Source organism: Variovorax jilinensis (genome assembly GCF_030316885.1).
Taxonomy (GTDB): Bacteria; Pseudomonadota; Gammaproteobacteria; order Burkholderiales; family Burkholderiaceae_C; genus Variovorax; species Variovorax jilinensis.
Genome location: NZ_JASZYQ010000007.1, coordinates 92426 through 118305 on the forward strand (window position 1 = coordinate 92426; position 25880 = coordinate 118305).

At 62.2% G+C, this 25880-nt stretch carries 24 protein-coding genes and 1 pseudogene; 11 read left to right on the forward strand and 14 right to left on the reverse strand.

Going from position 1 to position 25880, the window contains the following annotated elements; translation table 11 throughout:
* The first annotated feature begins 61 nt into the window (after positions 1 to 61).
* Genes QTH87_RS21935 through QTH87_RS21975 form a run of 9 tightly spaced genes read left to right on the forward strand, consistent with a single transcriptional unit; the run spans position 62 to position 8502 of the window.
* On the forward strand, positions 62 to 1540 hold the full coding sequence (locus QTH87_RS21935; protein ID WP_286612187.1) for a 3-oxoacyl-[acyl-carrier-protein] synthase III C-terminal domain-containing protein: 1479 nt from the start codon (positions 62 to 64) through the stop codon (positions 1538 to 1540).
* A complete protein-coding gene (locus QTH87_RS21940; protein ID WP_286612188.1) occupies positions 1541 to 2746 on the forward strand; it encodes an acetyl-CoA acetyltransferase in 1206 nt (401 codons plus the stop codon).
* Between the two features lie 50 nt (positions 2747 to 2796).
* Positions 2797 to 3567, forward strand: a complete 771-nt coding sequence (locus QTH87_RS21945; protein ID WP_286612189.1) for a glucose 1-dehydrogenase — start codon at positions 2797 to 2799, stop codon at positions 3565 to 3567.
* A gap of 13 nt (positions 3568 to 3580) precedes the next feature.
* A complete protein-coding gene (locus QTH87_RS21950) occupies positions 3581 to 4378 on the forward strand; it encodes an enoyl-CoA hydratase-related protein (protein ID WP_286612190.1) in 798 nt (265 codons plus the stop codon).
* Positions 4379 to 4402: 24 nt separating this feature from the next.
* A complete protein-coding gene (locus QTH87_RS21955) occupies positions 4403 to 5932 on the forward strand; it encodes an enoyl-CoA hydratase-related protein (RefSeq protein ID WP_286612191.1) in 1530 nt (509 codons plus the stop codon).
* On the forward strand, positions 5929 to 6381 hold the full coding sequence (locus tag QTH87_RS21960; protein WP_286612192.1) for a MaoC family dehydratase N-terminal domain-containing protein: 453 nt from the start codon (positions 5929 to 5931) through the stop codon (positions 6379 to 6381). The genes QTH87_RS21955 and QTH87_RS21960 overlap by 4 nt, the downstream gene beginning before the upstream one ends.
* Positions 6378 to 6776 carry a MaoC family dehydratase gene (locus QTH87_RS21965; protein ID WP_286612193.1) on the forward strand — a complete coding sequence of 133 codons (399 nt, stop codon included), beginning with the start codon at positions 6378 to 6380 and terminating at the stop codon, positions 6774 to 6776. The genes QTH87_RS21960 and QTH87_RS21965 overlap by 4 nt, the downstream gene beginning before the upstream one ends.
* Positions 6773 to 8011: an acetyl-CoA hydrolase/transferase family protein gene (locus QTH87_RS21970; protein ID WP_286612194.1), complete on the forward strand. Its 1239-nt coding sequence runs from the start codon at positions 6773 to 6775 to the stop codon at positions 8009 to 8011. The genes QTH87_RS21965 and QTH87_RS21970 overlap by 4 nt, the downstream gene beginning before the upstream one ends.
* Before the next feature lie 5 nt (positions 8012 to 8016).
* The gene (locus tag QTH87_RS21975) at positions 8017 to 8502 is read left to right on the forward strand and encodes a PaaI family thioesterase (RefSeq protein WP_286612195.1); all 486 of its coding nucleotides are present in this window, start codon (positions 8017 to 8019) and stop codon (positions 8500 to 8502) included.
* An 8-nt stretch (positions 8503 to 8510) separates the two neighbouring features.
* Here the strand turns inward: QTH87_RS21975 and QTH87_RS26215 are convergent, their stop codons facing one another.
* From QTH87_RS26215 to QTH87_RS22020, 10 genes and pseudogenes are all read right to left on the reverse strand, one after another.
* A complete protein-coding gene (locus QTH87_RS26215; RefSeq protein WP_353506160.1) occupies positions 8511 to 8693 on the reverse strand; it encodes a tripartite tricarboxylate transporter substrate-binding protein in 183 nt (60 codons plus the stop codon).
* Between the two features lie 28 nt (positions 8694 to 8721).
* Positions 8722 to 9354: pseudogene (locus QTH87_RS21980) on the reverse strand (tripartite tricarboxylate transporter substrate-binding protein); the annotation flags it as partial.
* Between the two features lie 183 nt (positions 9355 to 9537).
* Positions 9538 to 11091, reverse strand: a complete 1554-nt coding sequence (locus QTH87_RS21985) for an acyl-CoA synthetase (RefSeq protein ID WP_286612197.1) — start codon at positions 11089 to 11091, stop codon at positions 9538 to 9540.
* Positions 11092 to 11122: 31 nt separating this feature from the next.
* Positions 11123 to 12130, reverse strand: coding sequence for a DUF7064 domain-containing protein (locus tag QTH87_RS21990; protein WP_286612198.1), 1008 nt, complete (start codon positions 12128 to 12130; stop codon positions 11123 to 11125).
* A gap of 23 nt (positions 12131 to 12153) precedes the next feature.
* Positions 12154 to 12684, reverse strand: a complete 531-nt coding sequence (locus QTH87_RS21995; RefSeq protein WP_286612199.1) for a hypothetical protein — start codon at positions 12682 to 12684, stop codon at positions 12154 to 12156.
* A complete protein-coding gene (locus QTH87_RS22000) occupies positions 12684 to 13889 on the reverse strand; it encodes a phosphotransferase family protein (protein WP_286612200.1) in 1206 nt (401 codons plus the stop codon). Before QTH87_RS22000 ends, QTH87_RS21995 begins: the two co-directional genes overlap by 1 nt.
* A 198-nt stretch (positions 13890 to 14087) precedes the next feature.
* On the reverse strand, positions 14088 to 15644 hold the full coding sequence (locus tag QTH87_RS22005) for an acyl-CoA synthetase (protein WP_353506161.1): 1557 nt from the start codon (positions 15642 to 15644) through the stop codon (positions 14088 to 14090).
* Positions 15645 to 15653: 9 nt separating this feature from the next.
* The gene (locus QTH87_RS22010) at positions 15654 to 16442 is read right to left on the reverse strand and encodes an enoyl-CoA hydratase/isomerase family protein (RefSeq protein ID WP_286612202.1); all 789 of its coding nucleotides are present in this window, start codon (positions 16440 to 16442) and stop codon (positions 15654 to 15656) included.
* A 15-nt stretch (positions 16443 to 16457) separates the two neighbouring features.
* Positions 16458 to 17597 carry an acyl-CoA dehydrogenase family protein gene (locus QTH87_RS22015; RefSeq protein WP_286612203.1) on the reverse strand — a complete coding sequence of 380 codons (1140 nt, stop codon included), beginning with the start codon at positions 17595 to 17597 and terminating at the stop codon, positions 16458 to 16460.
* 9 nt (positions 17598 to 17606) lie between these two features.
* A complete protein-coding gene (locus QTH87_RS22020) occupies positions 17607 to 18803 on the reverse strand; it encodes an ABC transporter substrate-binding protein (protein WP_286612204.1) in 1197 nt (398 codons plus the stop codon).
* Between the two features lie 294 nt (positions 18804 to 19097).
* On the opposite strand from QTH87_RS22020, the gene QTH87_RS22025 reads away from it, so the two are divergent.
* Positions 19098 to 20126: a TRAP transporter substrate-binding protein gene (locus tag QTH87_RS22025; RefSeq protein ID WP_286612205.1), complete on the forward strand. Its 1029-nt coding sequence runs from the start codon at positions 19098 to 19100 to the stop codon at positions 20124 to 20126.
* Positions 20127 to 20201: 75 nt separating this feature from the next.
* On the opposite strand, the gene QTH87_RS22030 is transcribed toward QTH87_RS22025, so the two are convergent.
* From QTH87_RS22030 to QTH87_RS22040, 3 genes are read right to left on the reverse strand one after another with little or no spacing between them, the layout of a single operon-like run.
* Positions 20202 to 21209 carry a DUF7064 domain-containing protein gene (locus tag QTH87_RS22030; RefSeq protein ID WP_286612206.1) on the reverse strand — a complete coding sequence of 336 codons (1008 nt, stop codon included), beginning with the start codon at positions 21207 to 21209 and terminating at the stop codon, positions 20202 to 20204.
* Positions 21206 to 21760, reverse strand: coding sequence for a hypothetical protein (locus QTH87_RS22035; protein ID WP_286612207.1), 555 nt, complete (start codon positions 21758 to 21760; stop codon positions 21206 to 21208). Before QTH87_RS22035 ends, QTH87_RS22030 begins: the two co-directional genes overlap by 4 nt.
* Entirely contained in the window at positions 21760 to 23055 is a 1296-nt protein-coding gene (locus QTH87_RS22040; RefSeq protein ID WP_286612208.1) for a phosphotransferase family protein, read from the reverse strand. Before QTH87_RS22040 ends, QTH87_RS22035 begins: the two co-directional genes overlap by 1 nt.
* 93 nt (positions 23056 to 23148) lie before the next feature.
* On the opposite strand from QTH87_RS22040, the gene QTH87_RS22045 reads away from it, so the two are divergent.
* Positions 23149 to 24804, forward strand: a complete 1656-nt coding sequence (locus tag QTH87_RS22045; protein ID WP_286612209.1) for an AMP-binding protein — start codon at positions 23149 to 23151, stop codon at positions 24802 to 24804.
* A gap of 13 nt (positions 24805 to 24817) precedes the next feature.
* On the opposite strand, the gene QTH87_RS22050 is transcribed toward QTH87_RS22045, so the two are convergent.
* On the reverse strand, positions 24818 to 25834 hold the full coding sequence (locus QTH87_RS22050; protein WP_286612210.1) for an NADP-dependent oxidoreductase: 1017 nt from the start codon (positions 25832 to 25834) through the stop codon (positions 24818 to 24820).
* Positions 25835 to 25880: the final 46 nt, after the last annotated feature.

The window sequence follows — 25880 nt, forward strand, 5'->3', positions numbered from 1 at the left end:
ACTAGCGTACCATGCACCACATGATGATGTACAGCCGTCGCTGGTGACCACGCGAAAATCCATGAACGAATCCGACGCTCAGTTCGGCCTGCTGGCCACCACTCGCTACGTGCCCCGCCTGCGGCTGGAACGCGCCGAAGTGGCCGCCCAGCATCGGTGGATGGCGCCCAGCCTCAAGTCACTGGCCAAAGGCCAGCGCGCCATGGCGAACTGGGACGAGGACGTGGTGACCATGGCGGTCGATGCCGCCCGCGCTCTCCTCATTGCGGCGCCGGCGTCCGGCGCGGCGGAACTGACCCTCGCCTCCACCACCCTTCCCTTCGCAGATCGGCTGAATGCCGGGATCGTCGCTGCCGCGGTTGGCCTCGACTCGGCTACTGTCACACGGGACGTCGCCTCGAGCGCTCGCTCGGCATTGACCGAACTGGCATCGGCAATGCGTCATCCTGTGACGGAGACAACACGCATCGTCGTCGCCGCCGAGCGCCGGACGGCGAAGCCGGCGAGCCCGCAGGAGCTGATCTTCGGCGATGGCGCGGCCGTGGCCTCGGTCGGCCCGGGCCGGGCGATCGCCACCTTCGTCGCGGCGCGCACCCTGCATGCCGATCTGATCGATCACTTCCGGCAGTCGGGCGAGCCGTATGTCTATGGTTGGGAAGAGCGTTGGATTCGCGACGAAGGGTACATGAAGCTCGCCACCGACACCATCGGGCACTGTCTGGCCGACGCAGGCGTTGGCCCATCGGACGTCAAGTACTTCGCGCTACCAGCGCCGATCTCACGCATCAACGAGGCGGTCGCCAAACGGGTAGGCATCGCGGCGACAGCGCTCGTTGCCACCGCTTCCGACACAGTAGGCGATCTCGGCTGCGCGCAACCACTGGCTATGCTCGATATGGCGGTCCGCGCGGCCGAGCCCGGCGCACTAATCCTTGTTGCGGCCTTCGGCAGCGGCTGCGACGTTCTGCTTCTCAAGCGCACGGCGGCGCCCTGCCCGGGCGCCATACCCGATGCGGGAAAGTCCGAGACCAGCTATCTGAAATACTTGTCGTTCACCGGCCAGCTCGATCTGGCTTGGGGCATGCGCGCAGAGATGGACAACAAGACGGCTCTCACCGCGGCTTGGCGCGATCACGCGCGCACCGAACGCTTCGAGGGGGGTCGCTGTACGCGCTGCGACACCGTTCAGTTCCCGCGTTCACGTCTGTGCGTCAACCCAGCATGCCATGCGCAGGACACGCAGCAGCCGACCAGCCTCGCCGAAGTGCCTGCACGCGTGATGTCTCACACGACCGATTTCTTGGGATACACGCCCGATCCACCGTTTCAGTTCGGCCACATTGACTTCGAGGGCGGTGGTCGCGTGCTGATGGAATTCACGGACACCGATGTCGGCGAACTCGCGGTCGGCGTGCCACTGCGCATGGTCTACCGCGTGAAGGAGTTCGATCGCAACCGAGGATTCCGGCGCTATTTCTGGAAGGCAACGCCCACCCGGGCCGCCATCTCCAGCGCGCCGTCCTCTATGGGGAGCAAGTAAATGGCCAGCGGTATTCGCGACAAGGTCGCCATCCTAGGCATGGGTTGCACTCGCTTCGGCGAACGCTGGGACTGTGGTCCGGAGGACCTCATGCTCGAAGCTTTCAACGAGGCGATAGCCGATGCTGGCATCGAAGCTGGTCAGATTGAGGCAGCCTGGTTTGGCGTCTGCCTCGAGGAAAACAACGTCGGAAAGACCGCTGGGCCACTGGCGCAGGCGCTTCGACTTCCGCGCATTGCAGCTACTCGGGTCGAGAATGCATGCGCTACCGGCACCGAGGCACTGCGCGGTGCAGCGTATGCCATCGCCGCCGGCGCCTACGACATCGTCCTGGCGCTTGGTGTTGAGAAGCTCAAGGACACCGGCTACGGCGGACTGCCGGCACGTACTCGTGGCGTTGCCAATGATCTGTGGCTGCCGAACTCGACCGCCCCGGGCGCCTTCGCCCAGCTGGCTTCGGCCTATGGCGCCAAGCATGGCATCGCGATGGCCGACCTGCGTCGGGCTATGGCTCATATCTCGATCAAGAGCCATTCCAATGCCTCGCTGAATCCGAAAGCGCATCTCCGCAACAAGATCACCGAAGAAGACGTTCTCAAGGCGATGACAATCGCGGCGCCTCTCGGGCTCTACGACTGCAGCGGTGTGAGCGATGGCGCGGCCTGTGCGATCCTAACGACGCCCGAAATCGCCCTTGCCCTCAAGGCGAATGCCGAAATCGTGACGGTGAAGGCGCTAGAGATCTCAGTCAGCAATGGCGAGGAAGCGAGCTTCAACAATTGGGATGGAGCGAACATTGCGACCGCTAAGACGGCCGCCGAGCGCGCCTACCGCGCAGCCGGTATCAACGAACCGCGCAGCCAGATCCAGATGGCCGAGGTGCACGACTGCTTCTCGATCACCGAGGCAGTGCTGATGGAGGATCTCGGCTTCAGCGCTCCCGGCCGGGTGATTCACGATGTGCTCGACGGTGTCTTTGATCTCGACGGAGCGTTGCCTATTGTTCCCGACGGCGGTCTGAAGTGCTTTGGGCATCCAATCGGTGCTTCGGGCCTGCGCATGGTCTACGAGGTCTACCAGCAACTACACGGCCGGGCAGGCGAGCGCCAACTCAAAAACGTCGACCGGGGCCTGACGCAAAACCTCGGCGGCCATCCGCACCAGAACGTCAGTGCGGTCGCAATCATCGGCCGCGCGGGCGCCTGAGCACGCCGCCTCACCGAATTTCCTTCCCAATTTTCAACTGGAGACTTCTCATGCGAGGACTGAAAGGCAAGAATGCCATCGTGACTGGCGCCGGGAGCGGCATCGGCCGCGCCATCGCGCTGCGACTGGGTGCCGAGGGCGCAATCGTAGGCGTGTTCGACATCAATCCGACGGGCGCCGCCGAGACCGTTAAGGCAATCGAGGCGGCGGACGGCAAGGCGTTCGCAGTGGCCTGCGACATCACCGACTACGCTGCGGTAGCCTCCGCGGTCGCGAGCTTCGAAAGCGAGGTCGGGGCCGGCACGGACATCCTTGTGAACAACGCGGGTTGGGACACGCCCATGCCTTTTCTGAAGACTGAAGAGGCCTTCTGGAAGAAAGTCACTGCGATCAACTGGTTCGGACCGCTGCATATGACGCATGCGGTCGCCAAGGGGATGGCCGAGCGCAAGAACGGCCGCGTGGTCAACATTGCTTCAGACGCCGGCCGCGTGGGCTCGTCTGGCGAGGTCGTCTATTCGGGATGCAAGGGTGCGACCATTGCCTTCTCAAAGGCGCTGGCCCGCGAGGTCGCACGCAGCAACGTGACGATCAACACGGTGTGCCCTGGCCCAACCGACACACCTGCCATGGACGCCTTCGTCGGCACCGGCGAGCAGGGACAGAAGATCCGGGACGCGATGGTGCGCGGCGTGCCGCTCGGCCGCATCGGCGTGCCCGACGACTACCCGGGAATCGTGGCCTTCCTGGCAAGCGACGACGCCGCCTTCATCACCGGCCAGACGATCAGCGTCTCGGGCGGCCTCAGCATGCATGGATAACAGGAGCAGAAAGATGAGCAAGGAATACAAGGACATTCTTTACGAAGTGCGCGACGGCGTCGTGAACATCACGATCAACCGCCCCGACGTCTACAACGCCTTCCGCAACCAGACGCTGGAAGAGCTGATCGACGGGCTGCGCCGCGCCGATGAGGAAAAGAGCGCGAATGTGATGGTGCTTTCGGGCGCCGGCGACAAGGCCTTCTGCACCGGAGGCGACCAGAAGGTCCATCTGAGCGAGGACGGGCTCTACGGTCCGCGCGGTACGGTCGGCATGCCGATAGAGGAGATGCAAACGGCCCTGCGCGACCTCCGCAAGGTTTCAATCGCCAAGGTGCAAGGATTCGCGATTGGCGGCGGCAATGTATTCGCCACCCTGTGCGATCTCACCATCGCCAGTGAAAAGGCGACCTTCGGCCAGGTTGGCCCGAAAGTCGGCTCTGTCGATCCCGGCTGGGGCACCGCGTATCTCGCGCGCATCGTGGGCGAGAAAAAGGCACGCGAGATCTGGTTCCTGTGCCGCAAGTACAGCGCCGCCGAGGCAGAAAGGATGGGCCTAGTGAACAAGGTGGTGCCACACGACCAGCTTGACGCCGAAGTCGCTCAATGGTGCAAGGAAATTAACGAAATGAGCCCGACGGCGCTCGCGATCGCAAAGCGCTCGTTCAACGCCGACAGCGAGAACATTCGCGGTATCGGCTTCCTTGGTATCCAGACTGTCAAGCACTACTACCAGACCGAGGAGTCGAAGGAAGGCGTGCGTGCCTTCAATGAGCGCCGCAAGGCTGACTTCAAGAAATACGCAAGCTGAGCGGCGCTGGCTGGAGCAGACAACTTGGAGACGCTGATCCACACGACCCTTGAGTCCGATGGCGTGCTTGTCGCTACCATCGACATGCCGGGTCGCACGATGAACGTGTTCTCGGCGGAACTGATGGACGCGCTCGATGCGCTGATGGACCGCGTTGACAGCGACGCGGCCATCCGCAGCGTGGTGCTGACCTCGGGCAAGTCTACTTTTCTGGCGGGTGCCGATCTCGTGATGGTGCGTGGCTACACCGACAGCGCGAAGACCGGCACGCACGACGAGTTATTCTCGATGTGCGGCCGCCTCGGACGTCAGTTCGTCCGGCTCGAGCAGTCCGACAAACCGTGGGTGGCAGCCGTAAACGGCATCGCGCTCGGCGGCGGTCTCGAGCTTGCGCTCGCTTGCCGCGTGCGTCTGGTGACGGACGAATCCCGTACCCAAATCGGCGTGCCTGAAGTGCGATGGGGACTGCTCCCGGGCGCGGGGGGAACGCAACGTTTGCCGCGGCTGGCCGGGTTTGATGCGGCGCTCGATATGTTGCTGAGCGGACGTTCGATTCCTCCGGCTGACGCCGTGCGGCTTGGCATCTTTGCGCGCGCGTTGCCGCCGGCGGTACTGTTGGACGAAGCCCGATCCGTCGCACGCGCATTGCACGGAGAACCGTTTGACGTGAAAGCGAAGTTCGCTCGTCTCACGCAGGCCGACGTGCCGCCCTACAGCCCGGAAAGCGCGCGCGCCATCGCACTCCGGTACGGCGTGAGCGCTGCCGATTTCGATCTCTATCCCGCGTATAGCGCCATCGTCGACAGCGTTCTCAAGGGCGCGCGGCTGTCGCTTGCGGAGGCAACGGACGTGGAGATGACACAGTTCTTGCGACTGATGTTCAATCCGGTCGCAGGCCACATGGTGCGCACCCTGTTTCTCGAGCGACTACGCGCCGAGCGTGAATTGGCTGCGCCGAAAGGTAGCGGCATTGAGCGCGTCGAGATCGGCGCGCTCGGCCCCGCATGCACGTCTTGGGCCGACGCACTCGCTAGAGGCAAGGTGACACAGGCGGCGAACGGATCGCTTCCGAAAGACACGATCGAAATCGTTGACCTGCAAGGAGAGCGCCATCGCGTGGCCCTCGCAGTTCTCGACACGGAAGCCGGCACCGCCCCGACAATGTGCCTTCTGTCGCCCGCGGGGCCATATGGCCGGGTGATGGAGATCATCGGAGCCAACGATGCGGCTGCGATGGCACTCGCGGCCTTAGCACCGCGGCTCGGCGCCTTGCCGTGGCGCACACCGGGTCCCACCAGCGTACTGCAGAAGCTGAAAGGCGCATCGCTCGAAGACCAGGCACGAACAGCCGTCCAATACGCGACCACCTCAGGCGCCGGCGACTTGGCATTCCTGGATGTCGCAACTTGCTTGGCAGGCGTGACACCCGCCTGGAGTGGCGGTCCCCTGCATTGGCTCTGGGATGAGCGCGCCAATGTCGTGCCCCTTTTCGATGCGGCATCGCGTGACGCATGGAACCGGCTTCAGCCCGCGCTGCATCGCGCGTTCGCATGATCGACCGGACACGCATTGGCTTTGAAACAGAGGCCACCATGGCGGTCATCGACGGCTGGAGGGTGAAGCTCTTCTGCCAGGCCATCGGCGAGGACGATCCGGTCTACCGCGATCCGAATGCCGCTCGTGCGGCAGGCCACCCTGCATGCCCTGTGCCGCCGACTTTCCTGAAGGCGGTCGAGGGAGACCACTTCAGCAGTGCGCAGCTGATGTCGCTCCTTCGGGTGCCGCTGCGCGGCGTCCTCCATGCCGAGCAGAGCTTCGATCATCTGGCACCGGTGTACGTTGGCGACCAGATCGAGGTCAGCCGCAAGGTGGCGGACATTTTCGACAAGAAGAATGGCGCATTTACCTTCATCGTCGTTGATACACACTATTTTCGCGCGGGGCAAGCCGTGGCAAACAGCCGTCAGACGATCCTGGTGCGCAATGCGCTGGAGGGGACATGAGCGTGGCGACCTTTCCAGAGCGACTCGAACTTCGCTGCGGTCCTGTCACCGCGGTTGATCTCGCTCTGTTCGCGGCAGCGTCAGGGGATCACAACCCTCTTCACCTCGACACGGATGTGGCACGTGCCGCCGGCTTCGACCGGCCTATCGTGCACGGCATGCTGACCATGGCGTTCACGGCACGGCTTTTCACGAAAGCCTTCGGTCCGATCGGCCTTCGACACCTCCAGACGCGTTTTACCGGTGTCGCTCGACTTGGCGACATCGTGGTGTTGAGCGCAACGCTGACGGGCTCCGACGGAGCCATGGGCCGATATGAGCTCGTCGCACGCACGGCGACCGGCGACGAACTGATGTCCGGCACGGCTCGCGTGGCGCAAGGTTCGCCGCGATGAGCCGTCTGATTGAAACACTGCAGCCCGGCATGCGTGTCTTCGTGCCGACTTTGAGCACCGAGTCGTCGCTGCTCCTCGACGAACTGCGTGCCGATCCGGACCGCGCCCGCGGAGTTGTCTTTACTGGCGTACAGTTCCCAGGCATTGATCGCGCCGACTATCTCGCCCTCCATCCCGAAGCACGCCAGGCCGCCTTCTTCATGACGCGTTCGGTACGCGCCGGCCTCGACAATGGCCGCGCGGACTTGCTATCTCTGGACTACCTCGGCATTGCGCGTCATCTCCGACAGGCCGCCTCGATGGACTTGGCGGTTGCCCACCTCACCCTCCCCGACGTCGACGGCTGGTGCAGCCCAGGCCTCTCGAGCGATTTCATGCCCCTGGTTTGGTCCCATGCCCGGAGGCGAGTGGCACATCTCAATCCGCGCATGCCACGCACGCAGGGTTCGTTTCGCGTTCACATCTCGGAACTGGATGCCGCCGTCGAAGCAGATGCGCCTCTCAATGAGTTCATCGAGTCGCCCTCCGGCGGCGTGGAGACCCAGATTGGTAGACACGTCGCCGAGCTCGTCCGTAACGGCGACACGCTCCAGTTCGGCATCGGCTCCGTTCCGTTGGCGCTGGCAGGCGCATTGAGCGGCCATCGCGGGCTGCGCTTTCATGGCGGGCTGGTGTCGAGCGCCTTGCAGACACTTTGGGAAGCCGGCGCCATGGATCCCGACGCACCGATTAAGACCGGCGTGGTACTGGGCAACGCGTCCTTTCACGACTTCGTCGCTCGCCTTGACCCGCTTCGCTTGGCCGACGTGACGAAGACACACGATCCGGCCATCTTGGCGACAATTCCGCGCTTCATGGCGATCAATGCGGCCGCCGAGGTCGACCTCTTCGGTCAGATCAACGGCGAACGCGTGGGCGGGATGATCCAGGCCGGATCGGGCGGGCTGCCCGCTTTCGCGCAGGGTGCGCTTGCCTCGCCCGGAGGACGGCTTCTGATCTGCCTCGGTGCCACCGCACGCAAGGGCACCGTCTCGCGCATCGTTCCAGTACTGGGAGATCAGAGCTTATGCACGGTGCCTCGCTACCAAGCAGATGCCGTGGTCACAGAACACGGCGTAGCCGAACTCCGCGGCTTGTCGTTGGATGCACGGGCTGAGGCCCTGATCGGCATCGCCGCACCCGAGCACCGCACGGCCCTGCAGGAAGCCTGGAGCTCCATTCGAAGGGCAGCTTGACGAGCATGAGCAAGGATTCGTCTCTCCTCCCACCTCCTCCTGGGTTCGAGGCCGTTGAATTGGGCGGTACCTTCGCCAGCTTGAACGGGCCGCTGTTCGCGCGCTGGTCCGGTGAACGCTTGGAGTTGGGCTTCCGAGTTGGGCTTGGACACGTCAACCCTGGCCAGAACTGCCACGGTGGCATGCTTTGCACTTTCGCGGACATCCTGATCTCGACTGCGGCGCAGTACCAGACGGACATCCCGCGTCAGTTCCTCCCCACGATCAGCCTGCAAGCGGACTTTCTGGCCGGGGCACCCCTGGGAAGTTGGGTCCAGGGGCAGGCCGAAATTCTCAGGGTCACGCGCAATCTCGTCTTCTCTCAGGGCCTGATCCAGGCGGACGGACAGGTAGTCATGCGCGCGAGCGGCGTGTTCAAGCGCGGACCTCTGCTGCCTGAAGCAGCGGGCGACCAGGCGCTGCGCCTGCCGGGCATGCCGGCGCGCCCCTAGCGAGCCATTCATTCGTTAGCGGTGAATCCGCTGGACTTGATGATTGGCTCCCAGCGCCGGGTATCGGCGACAATCAGGTCGACTAGAGCACTCGGTGAACTCGTCGCAGGTTCCATCCCGAACTTGGCAAAGCGCTCGCGCAATTCGGGCGACGAGGTCGCCTTGTTCAGGACATCCGCGACATGGGTCACTAGCGCCGGTGGCGATTTGGGGGGGCATCAACACGGCGAGCCAGGCTTCGGACACCACGTCCTTGTAGCCGGACTCCACCATGGTGGGGACCTCGGGCATGAAGGGGCTGCGCACGGCGCCAAAGGTGCCCAGCACTCTGAGCTTGCCGGCGTGGTAGTGTGGCAAGGCCTCGCCAACCGCGTTGATGCTCACAGGGATCTGCCCGCCCATCACATCCGTCGACAGTGCCCCGCCCTTGTAGGGCACGTGCGTCAAAATCAGGCCGGTGGCCTTCTCGAGCATGATGCCGGCGAAATGCAGCGTCGTTCCAGCGCCCGACGATCCATACAAGGCCGATTGAGGGTTGGCCTTGACCCACTCGACATACTCGCGCATGTTCTTGACTGACGCGGGCACTGCCGGACCCGCGCAGAAGGCATAGCCGGATCGGACGTAGACCGTCACAGGCGTCAGATCCTTGATGGGGTCGTACCCCAGCTTCTTGAAGCTGTGCGGATAGTCCGTCAGCGCTAAGTCAGGCGTGAACAGCAGCGCGCTGCCGTCGGGATCGGAGGCTCGAGGTGCCTGCACAGCCAGTCTGCCCGAAGCGCCGAGCTTGCTCTCGACAAAGATGCCACCCGGAACGGCAGGTCGGATCGCCTCGGCCAGAACGCGCGCCAATGCGTCAGTACACCGCCTGGCGCGAAGCCGACGAACATCTTCGTCGCCTTGTTGGCCGGCTGGGCGATCGAAACTGTCGCCGTGAGCGCGCCTGGGAAGAGCGCTGCAGGTGCGATCAGGAAAGTGCGCCGATTGACCATAATGTCCCCTCTTGAACTTCTTCCCTGCAAATCATTGGTGCGATCAGATCTTGCGGCTTAGACCCGTCCAGTAGGCATCGCGAAGCACGTTCTTTCGGATCTTCCCGACTGGCGTGGTCGGCAGCGGCTCGGTACGGAACTCGACGCTACGCGGACACTTGTAGCCGCCGATCAATGACTTGCAGTGGACGATGAGTTCATCCCCGGTGGCCACATGCCCGTCCTTGAGAACCACCACCGCATGCACCGCTTCGCCCCACTTCTCGCTCGGGATGCCGATAACAGCAGTCTCACGCACGGCGGGATGCTGGTAGAGGGCACGCTCGACGTCGACGGAGTAGACGTTCTCTCCCCCTGTGACGATCATGTCCTTGATGCGGTCGGCCACGTAGAGAAACCCGTCCTCGTCAACATAGCCGGCATCGCCGCTGTGCATCCAGCCTTCCTTCAACACATCCTTCGACGCCGCGGGATTGTTGAAGTAGCGAGTCATCACGTTGTCGCCGCGAATCTGGATCTCCCCGTTCTCACGCGGCTTGGCCTCCGTGCCGTCCGGACGGGCAATACGCACCTGCATTCCCGTCACGGCACGTCCCGCAGATTTCATGCGCTCGGGATGGTCGGCGACGGCTTCCAGGTGATCGCGCCATTTGAACGCGGTCGCGTACCCAGCGGTTTCGGTCATGCCGTAGATCTGGTGGAAGCCCCAGGTTGGCAACTCGCGCATTGCGGCCTTCATGATGCTCTCTGGCATCGGTGAGCCGCCGTAGACACAGGTCCTCACGCTGCTCAGGTCGTAGTCCTTCAGGTTCGGCTGATTCATCAGCATGTTGATCATCGTCGGCACCAACACCACATTGGTCACCTTGTGCTGCGAGATCGCGGACATCACCGGTTCTGGATCGAACTTCGGAAGGATCACGTGCGTGCCTGCGGCCAGCGTGATGTACCAGGAAGGACCGGCGCCCGACAGGTGGAACATGCCGCCGACATGCATGTGCGTCAGGTCGTCGCGATAGGGCAGCGTGGCGAGGAAGCACACAGACACATAAACCACATTGCGGTGTGACAGAGCGACGCCCTTGGATTGAAGCGTCGTACCCGACGTGTACAGCACAATGTAGAGATCGTCGTTCTTGCGATCTGCGTCTTGAATCGGCTGATGGTCGGCGATCAGTTGCTCGTAGCTCAACATCCCGTCTGGCGTTGCTTCCTCCCCGATGTAGATCAGTTGCAGATCGGATCCGATCTGCAATTCCTTTGCTTGTTCGAGAAAGGCATCGTCGACGAACATGACGAGGGCGCCGGAATCGCGCAGAGCGAAACTGTTCTCGGGGACTGACCAGCGAACATTCAGCGGGGCAAACGCCGCGCCGCACCAGGGAATCGCAAAGAAAAGCTCGAGATAGCGGTCCGAATTCATTGCCAACGCGGCGACGCACTGGCCAGGCTCTACACCAAGCTGGCGCAGTGCGGCAGCCATACGCGGGACGCGGTCGCCGATCTCGCGCCACGTGCGGCGTCTGTCACGATAGATTGTTCCGGGGCGGTCGGGCTGCTCCATCACAGCTTGCTTTAGGATCTGCGTAGCCTGCATTTATGAACTCCTCGCGATGATTGGTAAGAGATCAGCCCGCGGCGATCGCCGGCTGAGGATCCGTAAACCAGCGTCCGCGGCGCACGGACATGCCTGGAATGCCCATCGTCTCCATGACGCAGCCATAGCCTTGGCGCCCGTCGAGAAGCCACTTCATCTGAGCCGTGAAAGTCACGGTCGCCGCGTAGGCATTCCAGGGCGCACCCACATCGGCCACCGCGTGCATGTGGAATACCTTGCCGCGCACATCGGTGACCTTCATGTCCATGCCAACGACGGCGACGCCCAGCCGAGTGTTGGTCAGCTCCAAATCGGTGACGCCGTAGACCTCTCCCTTGTCGAGGACGTATCCGTGGGCGAGCGTGTGGTCCTTGCCGTTGGGCGCATCCATGTCCAGCAACGTGATGATGTGGAAGGCAAGGTCGTCGTCAAACGCCGCGGAGATCGAGTTCTGCGCGTTCATTGTGACTGGATTGCGGTGGCCCCAACTGTGGTCCATGCGCTCGACACAATCGACCTTGAACTCCTTTCCACGGATCTTTACCGTGCCGGTGACACGCCCTGTCATGTCGAAGTGGCCGCCCCAAGCCGCCCCCAGGCCCGATCCCGCATGCTGCTTCTCCACGGTCTTCGCGGCCTTCGGACTGTGGGCAGGGTCGTGGATGTCGAACGGATCCATCATGCCGATCCAGTCGACGTGGATCTCGGTGTCGTTGTAGCCCACATAGTCGATGCGATAGTCACGCGGCGGCTTGACGGCCTTGATCCTGAGGCCAGTGGGCGAGTCGATCTCGGACCAGCGCTTGGGCGCCGGCAGATGTGGCTGCACGTCAAAATACAGAAGGTCTGATCGTGTATCGGACAGCGCACCGTACACCGTGACGTCGTTCACCATCACACCGATGCCGGGACGCACAACAACGTAGACCGTGACAAGCAGATGCTCTTCGGGCAGCGCGATCGGGAAGAAGTAGGTCTCGGCCCAGGTGTAGCCGGCGTCGGCCGGCGTGTGGTATTCGAGATCTTGTGCGGTAATCATTTGTCAATTCCTTGTCAATCGGGTCAGTCGGTCGTTCGGATTCGCAGCGCCACATCGAGCGGCAGGATCGCGTCAGGTTCAGGTTCAATGCTCTGAGGTAGGAACCAAGAGCGCTGCGCGTCGAGCAGATGGCGTGTTTTCAAGACCACCACCCTTTCGATGTCGTGCCGAGCCTCTTCGGCGAACTCGCGGGACCCTCGGACCACAACGCTGATCTCGTCTTCGAGCCGCGCGGTCACCGCCCGCACCTCTGGCGGCCGCGGGCCCAGTCTTTCGTGGACCACTGTGGCTTCGGCGACCGCCGTTTGCAGTGAAGTTCCCATATCGACGGGCACCGCCCTCACAACCTCGCGCGCAATCTCGAGCTGAACCGCGAGTTCGAGCCGCTCGCGATCCATGCTGTAGGGCAGACGGCTGCGGTAGAAATCGAGCCAGTCCACCACAAGCTTCAACTGCTGCCGCGCGAGCGGGTTCTGGGGGTCGATCGCAGGGGCGACGACATCCATCAGAGCCTTAGCGGCCGCGCGGAAATCATTGTCGGCATGATTGGCCATCAGAGCACCTCCTCGAGCGCACTGCGCAGTTCCTCGGCCAGAAGGTAGGCTGCAGTCTGCAGCCGTGCCACGACGATGTTCTGGTGCGACTTGCCCAGGCGCACCACCCGATAGGCTGTTCCGAGCACTGTGGTCACCTGCTGGTAGCGATTGAGGACTTCGTAGAAGTGCAGCTTGACCGGATCGATCTCCAGGCCCGATGCCTCCTGGTAGCGGTCGTAGAACTCCTCGAGGGGCATTAGTCCGCAGATCAGGTAGGTCTTTCCGTCTTCGGCCATGTGGCCGATCACACGGGCGGTCGACCATGCGAGGTCACGGTGGCGGTCTCCGATATAGGCACGTTCCCAGTCGAGGACTGCCGTGAATGCGCCACTGGCTTCGTCGAAAAGGAAGTTGCCGGCGCGGTAGTCGCCATGCACCACGCTGGCCCGGTCCAGCGTGGGCACATTGCGCGCGAGCCAGCTGGCCGCGACGTCCATCAGCGCGAACTCCTCGCCGCGATCCTCCTCCCAGACCCTTAACGTGCGGTTGATCTGCAGTTGAGCGCTCTCCGTGGTCCCGATCTCGGGTCGACTGAAGGACTCGAGATGCGCACCTTCGTGGTCAAAGGTGTGGATCTTCGCGAGGTAGTCCACGAACTGCGGCCCCAGCATCTGCCGAAGCCGTGGACCGAAGTTTGTGCCGATACCGGTCACGCTGCCGCTCACAATAGACGTCGGCTTCGCAACGCCATTCGCAAACGCGTAGATCAGTGCCGGCTCTGGGAACCACTTGCCGTCGGGGTCAACCCAATACATCTTCGGCACCGGCACGAGGCCCTCTAGAGCGCGCAGCAACTCGAACTCGCGCAGGCGGCTCGATGCATTGATCGACTCCGACGGCTCCATGCGCACGACCAGATCGGAAATCGTCCGTCCTAGGGTCGGATCGTTCCAGCGAAGCGTGAATCGCATCTGCAGCTTGGAGGCGCCACCGGCTAGCCAGCATTGATCAGACACTTCAAAGTCGTCCTGGAGCGTGTCCTTCAGCAATGCGATCAGTGAGCCGGACAACACTTCCAGACTCACCATCGAATAGGACGGCCCGCTGCGGCGTTCCATCTTTCGCGTCAGGAGCCGATCGATCTCGGGTTCGATCGGGTAGCGCCTGCGCAGCGCCTCGACAAACTCCGACGTCGGCGTATCGCGAATGTCGAATGTGTTCACTTTTCTCCCTGCTGACATGAATTGATCTCCTTGCTCATCTGGCGCAGATGGCACCTATGAGCTGTTCCCACGGTGGCGGCCTGCATCCCGCCGGCGATAAACCGATCGGCGGCAAGAAGGAGATCCTCTGGTGACCGTCCGCGCGGCGATCTCAACGACAAGGCTTCTCCGGCCTGTGTGCAGGTGTGGCCCATGACTTCAGGCGAGGCTTTCTCTCAAAACCTGCTTGAGCACCTTGCCGGCGCCGCTCAGCGGCAGTTCAGCGGCGACCTTCAACTCCTTCGGAATCTTGTAACGAGCGAGCCTCGGTCCGCAGAACGCCTGCAGCGTTTCGATGGTGACCGCGGCGCCTGGCTTCAGTACCAACACAGCGCAGACGCGCTCGCCCCATTGAGGATCAGGCCTGCCAATTACCGCGGCCTGAAGGATCTCCGGGTGCTCCTGCAGCGCACTCTCGATCTCGGCCGGATAGATGTTCTCACCGCCACTGATGATCATGTCCTTGAGGCGGTCGTTGACATAGAGATAGCCATCGTCATCCAAGCTCCCCACGTCGCCCGTGCGGAACCAGCCGTCGCTCCCAAGGGCAGCCGCAGTGGCCTCAGGACGACGCCAGTAGCCAGCCATGACTGTCGCGCCGCGGACACAGATCTCGCCCTTGATCCCGGCTTGATGAATCGTCTTCCCGTCGGCCGCAATCAGCTTTACCTCGGAGAGGGGCACTGCACGGCCGGCGGAGTTCAGTCGGTCCATCGCCGACGCAGTCTCGAGAAAGGTGCACAGCGAGACGACTTCGCTCATGCCGTAGGTATGGCTGACAGCGATGTGACGGCTCGCGTAGAGGCGTAGCAGCGATTCCGGGCTTGGTGCCCCACCCACAATCAGCAGGCGCAGGCTGGACAGGTCAGCAGCATCAAAATCGGCGTTCTGGCTGAGCATCAACATCATCGTCGGGACTGAGAACGTCATCGTGATCCGATGCTCCTCAATGGCGGCTATTACAGCGCCAGCCTCGAAGCCGCGATGCAAAACGACCTCACCACCCATGATCAGCAGTGGCGACAGGAGCACGAACAGGCCACCAACGTGGAACATAGGCGCGGTCGTGAGCAGCTTGTCTTCCGCAGTGATGCCATAGCAGAGAATCCAGTTGAGATTGTTGGCCCAGAGGTTGCCGTGAGTCAGCATCGCGCCCTTTGGGACACCCGTCGTGCCGGAGGTGTAGACCAAGGCAGCGATGTCATTCGCCTGCACCTCGGCACGCGGCGGCGGTTCGGAAGGCCGCGCCAGGAACCCGTCAAGTGACAGCCAGTCCGGGGCAGGACCGCCAGCGTGGATGTACTCGCGGCATGGCAGCTCGGCACGCATCGGCTCGATGAGCTGGAGATGTTCGGTTCCGACGATCAAAGTGTGAACGTCCGCGTCGACGATCAGTTTCCCAAGCTCCGCTGCTGTCAGTCGAAAGTTGAACGGGACGAAGATTGCGCCCAATGAGCCTGCCGCCAGCAGCCCGAACAGGCATTCGGGGCGATTGAACCCGAGGAACCCGACGCGATCGCCCTTGCGAACGCCCAGCTCGTACAGCATGGCGGCGAAACGCTCGGCGGCCAATGCCATTGCCGCGTATGTCCAGGTTCTTCCTTCGAAGGTGAGCGCCGGCCGATCCGCAGCGAGCGCGGCTCTGCGCGCGAAGGACGCCCACAGCGTTGTCGGGTCCTGGACTGGCGTCGCCATCCTCATGCTGGTTTCCCCCATGGCGATCGTTCAGCGACCCACAAAGTTCGGCTTGCGGCGGGCGGCGACATCGCAAATGCCGTTCCAGCCATCCTCGGTGCGCGTGACACGAGTCATGGCACGCGCCTCCTGCTCCATCTGCGACTCAATCGGCTGTGACCATGTCGACAGCAACAAGTTCTTGATCTCGCCGAATGCCACGGTAGGTCCCGCGGCCAACTCACGGGCCAGCGCCCAGGCCTCGTCGTGAAGCGCGGCATCATCGACCACATGACTGATCAGGCCGGCCTCCAACGCCTGCTCGGCACTCCAAGTCTGGTTGCGCATGAAGAATTCGGCGGCGCGACGGATGCCGACGCGCCTTGGAATGAACGTTGTCCCGCCGCCGTCAGGCAGCAAGCCGATGCCGGTGTAGGCGGCATAGAAGTTCGCGGAGCGGGCCGCAATGCAAAAGTCCGCCGCCGCACACATCGCAACGAAGCCACCGACGGCCAGCGAATGAACCGATACGACAACAGGGGCATTCATTCGCGCGAGTCGCGACAGCGCGGAATGCAACCCTACAGTCGCGTTCTTGATGAAAATCTGCAGCGCTGCACGGTCGCGGTTCATGGTCTTGAGGTCGGCGCCCACGCCAAAGTACTTGCCGGCGGCGTCGATAAGTACACAGCGCACCGAAGGGTCCTCATCGCATTCGGTTGCAATGCGGCTCAGCTCAGTGTTGAAGCGCAGGTCCATGGGGTTGCCGCGCTCGGGCTGATTGAAGGTGACGTGAGCAATTCCGTCCTGGATATTGAGCTTGAACGATTCGTATGTCATGGTGGTTCCGGTGATTCAGTCGCGGCACTTCTGGCGTGCAATGACCATCTTCATGATCTGCGCAGTACCATCGCCAATCTGCAGGCCGAGCAGGTCTCGCAGGCGCTGTTCGAACGGCATTTCCTTCGAGTAGCCGCCGTGACCATGGGTCAGCAGGCAGGTGTTGACAATGTCGTAGGCGAGCTTCGGTCCCCACCACTTGCACATGGCCGCCTCGGCGGTGTGTGGGATGCCCTGATCTTTCATCCAGAGCGTCTGCAGACAGAGCAAGCGTGCACCGGTCCAGTGCGTCTCGGCCTCGGCCAGCGGAAAGGTCACGCCCTGGTATTCGCTCAATGCCTTGCCGAAGGTGAAGCGCTCGCGTGTGTATCGCCATGCGGCATCGAGCGAGAGCCGCGCTACTCCCAGGCAAAGAATTCCGAGCAAGGCGCGGCTGTAGTCGAAGCCGGCCATGACCTGCGAGAAGGCGTTGTTTTCTTCGCCCAATCGATACTCTGCAGGAATCCGTACGCCATCGAAAAAGAGCGAACCGCGGCCAACGCTGCGAGTCCCGTGATCGTCGAATTCGGTTCGAGTGATTCCTTTCGTGTCGAGAGGAATGAGGAATGAACTGATGCCCTTGGCGCGCGATTCCGTCGTTCCCGTCCGCGCGAATACGACCGCGAAATCGGCCTGCGAAGCCATACTTATCGATGTTTTCTCCCCGTCGATCACGTACGAATCGCCTTCGCGACGTGCCTTCAGCTTGAGGTTGGCGGCATCGGAACCACCGCCTGGCTCGGTCAAGGCGATCGCAGGGATCAGCTTGCCCCGCAGCATCCCCTCGATCCAGGGCTTGACGACTTCTCTTTCGCCGAAGGCGTTAAGAATCTGGCCCAGTAGCGAGGCCGTGATGGTGATGTAGCCGATGTTCAGGTCGTCGCCGCACAAGGCCTCCACCACAAGCCCGGCTGTGAGGCAATTCTGTCCAAGCCCGCCAACATCTTCCGGCAACTCGATGCCGAACAGGCCCAAGTCGCCCATCTTCTCCAGTGTCGGTCGATGCAGCTTCCCCTGTTGGTCGCGCAGCCGATAGTTTGGAGCGATGTGGTCTCTAGCGAAGACACGCGCAGCTTCAACGAGTTCGTTCTGCTCTGATGAAAGAGTGAAATCCATCTGGCTTCCTCAGACCTGAATCCAGTCGCTGATCGGATCCATCTGCTTGGTGCCTGCGTTGTAGGAGTACATGCGACCGGTAGCGATCCGGTGGAGGCTGAGGTCGACCGGCAGGCCGATTAGCCCACCGCTGTCCCAGTTCTTGATCGACTCCAGCGCGACCTTCATGTTCGCGAGGTTCAAAGGCTTACCGGCCTTGATGCATCGCTCGGCGATCTCCGCGAAGATCATTCCGGACAGCCAAGCTTGAATGGTGAAGATCGAGATGTCTTTCAGGTCCGGCTTAGCCTTGGTGATCTGCTCGCGCATGGTCCTTGCCATCGTCGCCTCCTTGTCGTAGGCATAGCGATACGGAAAGAGGCCGGTCCACTTCTCTCCCAGGGCACCAATCGCCTGGTAAGTAGGGATGTCCATGCTATAGGTTGTTCCAACAACCTGAGATGTCAGCCCAGCCTCGCGCATCTGACGAATGAACTCTGGGATCGGCGCGAGCACATAGCCCTGAAAGATCACAAAGTCGGGCTTGGCGCGCCGAAGCTTGGCGACTTCGCCAGAGACGTCCACGCCGGCCGGTTTGGTGACGATTTCCGCCACGATCGGGAGACCAAGCTTCTCAGCGCGCGCCTTCCCCGCAGGAATTCCCTCCCGCCCGAACTCTAGCTCGCTGTATACGTAGGCGACAGTGGGCTTCTTCGCCGAGCCTTTCGCCGTGCTGGCGATGTACTCCATAAGAATTTCCTGCATCAACGGATATGTGGGCCCCGTGCTGAAGTAGTGAGGCATGCTCACCGGATCGACCAGAGCCTGAGCACAGGAAGTGCTGGTGACCATGACAGTTCCGGCTTCGATCAGATCGCGTGCTGTGGCCTTGCCCAATCCCGTCCCGTCGACAAAGAAAAAGGATGGCTTGTATTCAGCCATCATCTTCTTGACCACTGGAACACCCACATCCACCTTGTAGGACGTGTCTTCAGAGACGTATTTCAGCTTGTGGCCCAGAACGCCACCGTTGGCGTTTCGCCAATTGCAGTACTCGGCCAATCCGAGGTCCGAAGCAACACCTGCGAAGGAAAATAGGCCTGTCAGAGGTTGTGCGCCGGCGATCACGATGTCCGGCTTGGTGCCCTGTGCGCGAACCGCGAGCGGGCCTAGGACGGCAGCGGCACCGATGCCTGCGGTGATTGTTCGTCTTGCGAAATTGACCATGTTTATCTCCTTTGAATACGATCACCACCGACGGATCCGGCAGTTCTGATCGGCCAGGCGGCTCGACCTTTCAGTGATCGTACACATGCACACGATACGATAGTGTTCGGGTTTACCCAGAGTTCACCCATGGACAGTGTTCGTCCAGATTCCGACCGGCTCTCATAGCGAAAACACCGAGTGACCGCTCTAGTACACATGCATACTATCTGCTACAGCACGGCATAAACGGTGGCGTGCCGCCTTGAAGCAACGATCAGCTCGTCCGAGTCCATCAACCTTATGGAGACCGCTATGAACAAGTACTGGAAACGAATGGCCGCCCCGCTAGTGGCAGCCCTCACACTCATCGCTTCGGCAGCGCAGGCCCAGACCACTCTTCGCTACTCGAACTGGCTGCCGCTGGGCCATCCTCTTCGCGCACAGGTCATGGAGCCCTGGGCGGAAGAGGTTGCCAAGGCGACGCAGGGGCGAGTGAAGGTCGAGGTGTCTCCCAAGGTCATCGGGACCGTGGCGGGACAGTTCGACGCCATTGTCGATGGCCTCGCCGATGTCGCGCTGTTCGTCCCTTCCTATTCAGCCGGCCGCTTCGAACTCACCGAGTTGATGGAACTGCCCTTCCTGGCCGACAGCGCCGCGGTCCGTTCACCCGTGACGTACAAGTTCTATGCCCAAAACCTGGCAAAGTTCGATGAGTACAAGGGAGTGACGGTGTTGAGCCTCTTTCCGGGTCCCGCACAGCACGTGTCGACTGCAAAGCGTCCGGTCAAGACAATCGAGGATTTCCAAGGCTTGAAGCTGCGCAGCCCGAGCCCGATCGCCTCGCAAACCATCACGCTGTTGGGCGGTATTCCAGTACTCAAGCCGGCGACCGAGATCTACGAGATGGTCTCCGGGGGACTGCTTGACGGCGCCGTCTTTACGATTCCGGATGCGCTGAGCTTCAAGCTGACCAACCTCTTGCCACGCGTCGGCATCGTTCCCGGCGGTCTGGGCGCCACGGTGATCGTCCTCGGCGTGAACCCGGCTAAGTGGAAGACGATCGGCGAGGCAGATCAGCAGGCCATCATGAAGGTGTCCGGCGAGAAACTCGCACAAGCCGTCGGCACGGCGTATGACATTGCCGAGAAAGAGTCACTTGAAGCCACCCGCAAAGCCGGCGGTACTGTCGAGACCCTTAGTCCTGCATTGGTTACCGCAATGAAGCAGCGGGTGTTGCCGATCGAGCAAGGCGCCATCGAGAAGGCCCGAAAGAAAGGAGTCGCTGATCCGGCCGCATTGATCGCCATCCTTCGATCCGATCTGGCCAAGGCCACCAAGTAAGGGAAGAAAAGGATCCCGTTGCGCACTCGACGCCACGGGATCCTTCCAGGTCAGGTATTGGAGAGTCCCTCCAGGCTAGACCCAGACGGTTGGCGACGGATCGGTATAGAAGCGGCCTCGCCTCTGGTTGAGATATGGCAGGTTGTAGTTCGGCAGCACCACGCCGTAGCCTTCGCGCTCGCCAAGCGACCAGCGCATCATCGAATTGAACGTGATCGCGCTCGGATATGGACTCCAAGGCGCGCCTATGTCTGCGGTGGCCCGTAGGTGAAAGACCTCCCCGCGGGTGTCCTTCACGGTCATCTGAAGCCCGGTGCACATCAGGCCGTGGTGATTGCTCGTCATAGTAACTTCGCTGGTCAGACCGTAGACCTTGCCGTCTTGCAGCACGTAGCCATGTGTGAGCTTGAACTGCTCGGCGCCCTTGAGGTCTGGATTCCAGGGACAGATCATGTGGAACGCCAGGTCTTCGCCGAAAGTTGCCGACACGATGTACATGTTCTTGATCACCATCGGGTCCCGCGGCCCCCAGCTATGGTCCATCCGTTCGATGCTGTCGACTTTGAAGGTCTTGCCGCGAACGGTGAGGGTTCCCGTCGCACGTCCGGTCAGGTCGAAATGGCCGGCCAGGTGCTTCTTGCGCGTGTCGATGTCGGCATGCATGTCTTCGACCCGACCCGCCTGGGGGCTGTGCGCGGGGTCATGGATGTCAAAGGGATCCATCAAGCCCTCCCAGTCGACATGGATTTCGGTACCATCGAAGCCTTCGTAGTCGATGCGGAAGTTCCTAGGCGCCGACGTCGCGCGGATGCTCAAGCCGATTGGCGAGGTCAGCTCCGAGAACTTCTTCGGGGCCGGCAAGTGCTGGTTGTCGTTGTAGTGCAGCAGATCGGATCGGTTGTCTGACAGCGCCCCGCAAACCATGATCTGGTTCGACATCACGCCCATCGCGGGCCGTGCGCACACGTAGACCAGCGCGTAGATGTGCTCTTCGGGAATGACGATCGGAATGAGATAGGTCTCAACCCAGTTGTGGTCGGCGTCTGGGGGATTCTGATAGTCGATTTGTTCGGCGGTGATCATGCAGGGGCCTTCTCGGTAGGAGTGGAAAGTGCGAGTGCAGCAGCGATGGAAGGGAGCCGGTTGGACTCAGTATCGAAGCCAAGAGGCAGGAACCACGCGCGCTGGACGTCGAGCCACGCCTTCGCGTTCACGGCGACGGCGCGGTCGATCCGCCGGCGGGTGGCTTCGTCGATGTCGGCGGACGATCGCACGAGCGCACTCGTGGCGGCCGTCAGCCGGGCGGTCGCGGCCTGTATGTCGGTCTCGGTCGCGTCGGGCTCCTTTATAAATCCGACGCCGCAAGCAAGGGAGCGCTCGAGTGCGGAAACAGCATCACGATCGCACGCTCTGGTGCACGGCATGAGAGCCTGAGCTAGCTCGACGGCGCTTCGCAGTTCGAAGCGAATGCGCTCGGACCGGTATGGAAGCCGGTCGCACACCATTGACAGAAACCCGCAGACCATGCGCAGTTGTTCCACCGCCAGCGGGTTCGACGTATCGACCGCTGGTGTGACGACATCCTTCAAGGCCTTGATCGCGGCGCGCAGCCCGATGACGGTGTGATCTGACATCAGAGCAACTCCTCAAGTGTCTTGCGCAGCTGTTCAGCCGCGAGATAGCCCACGGGCTCAGCCGAAGCGAGCAAGATGTCCTGGTGCGTCTTTCCTAGATGCACAACCCGGTAGGCAGACGCAAGAGCCGACACGACGAGCTGGTAGCTGTTGAAAATCGTGTAGTAGCGAAGCCTCGCCGGATCGACGCTCAGTCCCGACAGCTTCTCGTAGCTCTCGAAGAACTCGTCAAGTGGCACCAACCCGCTGGCAAGGAAGGTCTTTCCGTCCTCTGCCATGTGGCCGAAAGCATGGTTCGCGGTCCACGCGAGGTCGCGGTGGCGATCGCCAAGATAGCCGCGCTCCCAGTCCAGCACGGCGGTGATTTCGAGGCTGTTCTCGTCGAAAAGGAAGTTCCCTGAACGGTAGTCGCCATGCACGATGCCCACCGCATCGAGGGTCGGCAGATTTCGCTCCAACCAGTTGGCCGCGACCTCGGCCAGCGGGAAGTCGTCCCCACGGTCCTCCTCCCAAATGCGGCGCGCACGATTCAGCTGCCTGAGTGCGCTTTCCGTCGTTCCGATCGGGGGCACGTCGAATGCCGACATGTCGGCTTCGCCCACGTCGAACGTGTGAATCGTCGCCAGCATGCGCACGAATTGCGGGGCTAGGCGCTGACGCAGTTCGGGACCAAAATTGGTACCGATGCCAGCCAGTCGTCCCGAAGCCGTCGCACGCGGCTTGGTGACCCCCTCACAGAACGAATAGAGCAGAGCCGGCTCCGGAAACCACTCCGCCTCCGCGTCGACCCAGAATGCATGAGGTACAGGCACCACGCCCTCAAAGGCCTTCAGAAGTTGGAACTCTCGGGCTCGGCTTGTCGAATTGACCGATTCGCTGGGCTCCATGCGCACAACCATCCGGTCCGCAGAGGCACCTCGTCCGGGCGCGTTCCAATGCAGGGTGTAGCCCATCTGGATCTTCGATGCGCCACCGGCAAACCAGCGTTGATCGGCGATGCGGAAAGGGCCTTCGACCGCATTGCTGAGGAACGCCGTCAGGTGTTCGGTCATGCGCTCAAGGCTCGCGCCCGCATAGGCCGGATCCGCTCGATGCGTCATCTTGCGTGTCAGCATCTTGTCCATCTCGCGCTCGGCCGGAAAAGTTGAGCGCATCCGCTCGATCAATGCAGGCCCTGGGCGGTCGCGATCCGATTGGGTGACAGACAGCGGTGCGAGCCGATGAGCCCTGCCGTAGGGCGTACCAGATGTCGTATGCATGTGTACGATCATGCTGCACACGATATGCAGATGCATGAGTACTTTCCCCAGTGGGGGCTCTTTGGTTGTACGTTAGCGTACGACGTCGCTTCATCATCGGGCGAGCCCTCCAACCAACAGTCAACCACTATGGAATTCGATCCCGTGTTGGCGCGGCAGCGCGCCAAGGCTATGCGTGATGACGGGCAGTGGAACGACCAGACCATCCACGACTACTTCAGTGCCGCACTCGCAGCCTTCCCGGACAAGACGGCGATCGCGGACCATGCCTCGCGCTCGGCGCCGACGCACCGGCTTACCTATCGCGAACTCGATGCGCTAGCCGAAAGGATCGCGGCATCGCTCACCCGTATGGGGATCCGCCGCGGCGAAGTTGTCTCTGTCCAGCTGCAGAACTGCTGGCAGTATCTCGCCATCGCGCTCGCCTGCGCCAGGACCGGCGTCGCGATCAATCCGTTGATGCCGATCTTCCGCGAACGTGAGCTTGAGTTCATGCTCAACCTCTGCGAGTCGTCAGTGTTCATCGTGCCGGCTACCTTCAAGGGCCGGGATCATGCGGGCATGGTGCGAGCGCTTCGACCGCGCCTGCCCAGGCTGCGCCATCTGATCGTGGTGGGGGAAGACGGCGAGGATGGGTTCGATCGGATCTTACTGAACGACAGTTTGCAGTCTTGCTGTAACGAGGCGGCACGGCCCTCCTCCCGACCCTTGCACCCCGATGAGGTTGCCCTCGTGATGTTCACCTCCGGTACGACCGGCGAGCCCAAGGGCGTCATGCACACGTCGAACACGATGCTCTCGACCTTGAGCACGGCGATGCGCTCCCTCGAGATGACCCCGGGCGACGTCGCTCTGTGCGCCGCACCGATGGGCCACCTGCTCGGCTTCGCACTGCTCGGTGTCTTCCCGTTTATGTTCAAGGGAACCACCGTCATCATGGACAGTTGGGATGTGGATCAGGCCGTTCGCCTCATGGTTGAAGAAAGAGTCACCTTCACGGCTGGCCCCACGCCGTACTTGGCGGACCTCTGCAATGCAGTGGCCAAGGGAGCCGCTCGGCCCTCAAGCCTGCGCGTATTCTGCTGCGCCGGCGCACCGATTCCGCCTGTTCTGATCGAACGGGCCGACACCGAGCTCAACATGACAGTCTGCTCGCTCTGGGGCATGACCGAAGTGCAGGCCGGCCTGATCACCGAGATCGGCCGCGGCCGAGCACATTCAGCGCTGGCCGATGGGCGTCCGCCGCCCGGCATGGAGGCGAGGATCGTCGATGATGCAAGTTCGCAGCTGCCGGTGGGGCAGACCGGACGGCTCCAAGTGCGCGGCAGCGGTGTGTTCGCGGGTTACCTGAAGCATCCGGAATGGAACGACACCGATTCCGAAGGCTGGTTTGACACCGGCGACTTGGCCTACGTGGTCAACGATGGAGGCGACATCCGCATCAACGGCCGTTCGAAGGACATCATCAAGCGCGGCGGCGAAAGCGTGCCGGTCGTGGAGGTCGAGGCCCTGCTGGCACGACACCCGGCCGTCTCCGCGGTCGCCATCGTCGGCTGGCCCGATGCGCGGCTCGGCGAGCGGGTGTGCGCCTTCATCACGCTGCGTGACGCAGCGACGTTCAACCTCGATGAGATGCAGCGCTATCTGAGGGCTTGCAAGTTAACGCCGCAGTACTGGCCAGAGCGGATCGAGCTCCGGGATGACCTCCCGCGTACACCCAGCGGCAAGGTGCAGAAATTCAAGCTGCGCGAGCTAGTTCAGACTTTGACCGATAAGGCGACCTAGTGTCATCGCTGGTTCAATCAGGTACCAGGCGGATCAAGCGCTTACCGAGGTTCTCACCACGGTACAGGCCGGCGATTGCATCCGGCGCCTTTTCGATTCCATCCAATACTTCCTCGATGTAGCGAAGGCTGCCGTCGCGTAACCACTTCGCGAGATCGACGCGAGCCACGCTGGCATACTCCGGATGGTCGAAGATCACGAAGCCCTGCATGCGCGCACGCTTGGTAAGCAGGTGACGCTCGACTCGGGGACCCCGCGGGGGCGGGTCCCAGTTCGCAACCGAAGCTGTTCCGCAGATCACGATGCGTGCACCGACATTGAGATGAGCCATCACCGCGTCGCTGATCGCCCCCGCGGTGTTGTCGTAGTAGACGTCAACGCCCCCGCTACACGCCCGCGCCAAGTGCTCCTCAAAATCAACGGCCTTGTAGTCGACGGCGACGTCGAAGCCGAAACGCTCTGCGCACAGCGCGCGTTTGACCCGCCCGCCCGCGATACCCACCGTGCGGCACCCCTGCAGCCGCGCGATCTGTCCAACGCAGGAGCCGACCGCGCCAGCCGCCGTGGAAACCACGACCGTCTCGCCGGCGCGCGGCTGCCCAAGTTGCAACAGGCCGTAGTGCGCAGTGACACCGTTGATGCCCATCACGCCCAGCGCACTTGACATCGGAAGCCCGTCGTCCTCGATGCGGCGCTGAATGGCGGCGCCCTCGACCAGAGCGAAATCCTGCCAGCCAAACAGGCCTGTGACGGCAACACCGACCGGCCACGCCGGGTCGTTCGATGCCACGACCCGCCCGCAGGCGAATGAGCGCATCACGGCTCCCACCGCGACCGGCTCCGCGTAGTTGCCGACAGCATTGACCCAGCCGCGCATTGCAGGCTCGACCGACAACCACAGATTGCGAACTAACACTTGGCCCGGGCCTGGTGTCCCGACCGACCCCTCGACGATCTCGAAGTGCTCGGCCTGCGGGATGCCCGACGGACGGCTTCGCAGCCGCACTTGCCGGTTAATCAAAGAGTTCATCGCAGCGTCTCCATCAAGGTTCCACCTGAGTTGCAAATCGGAGAGA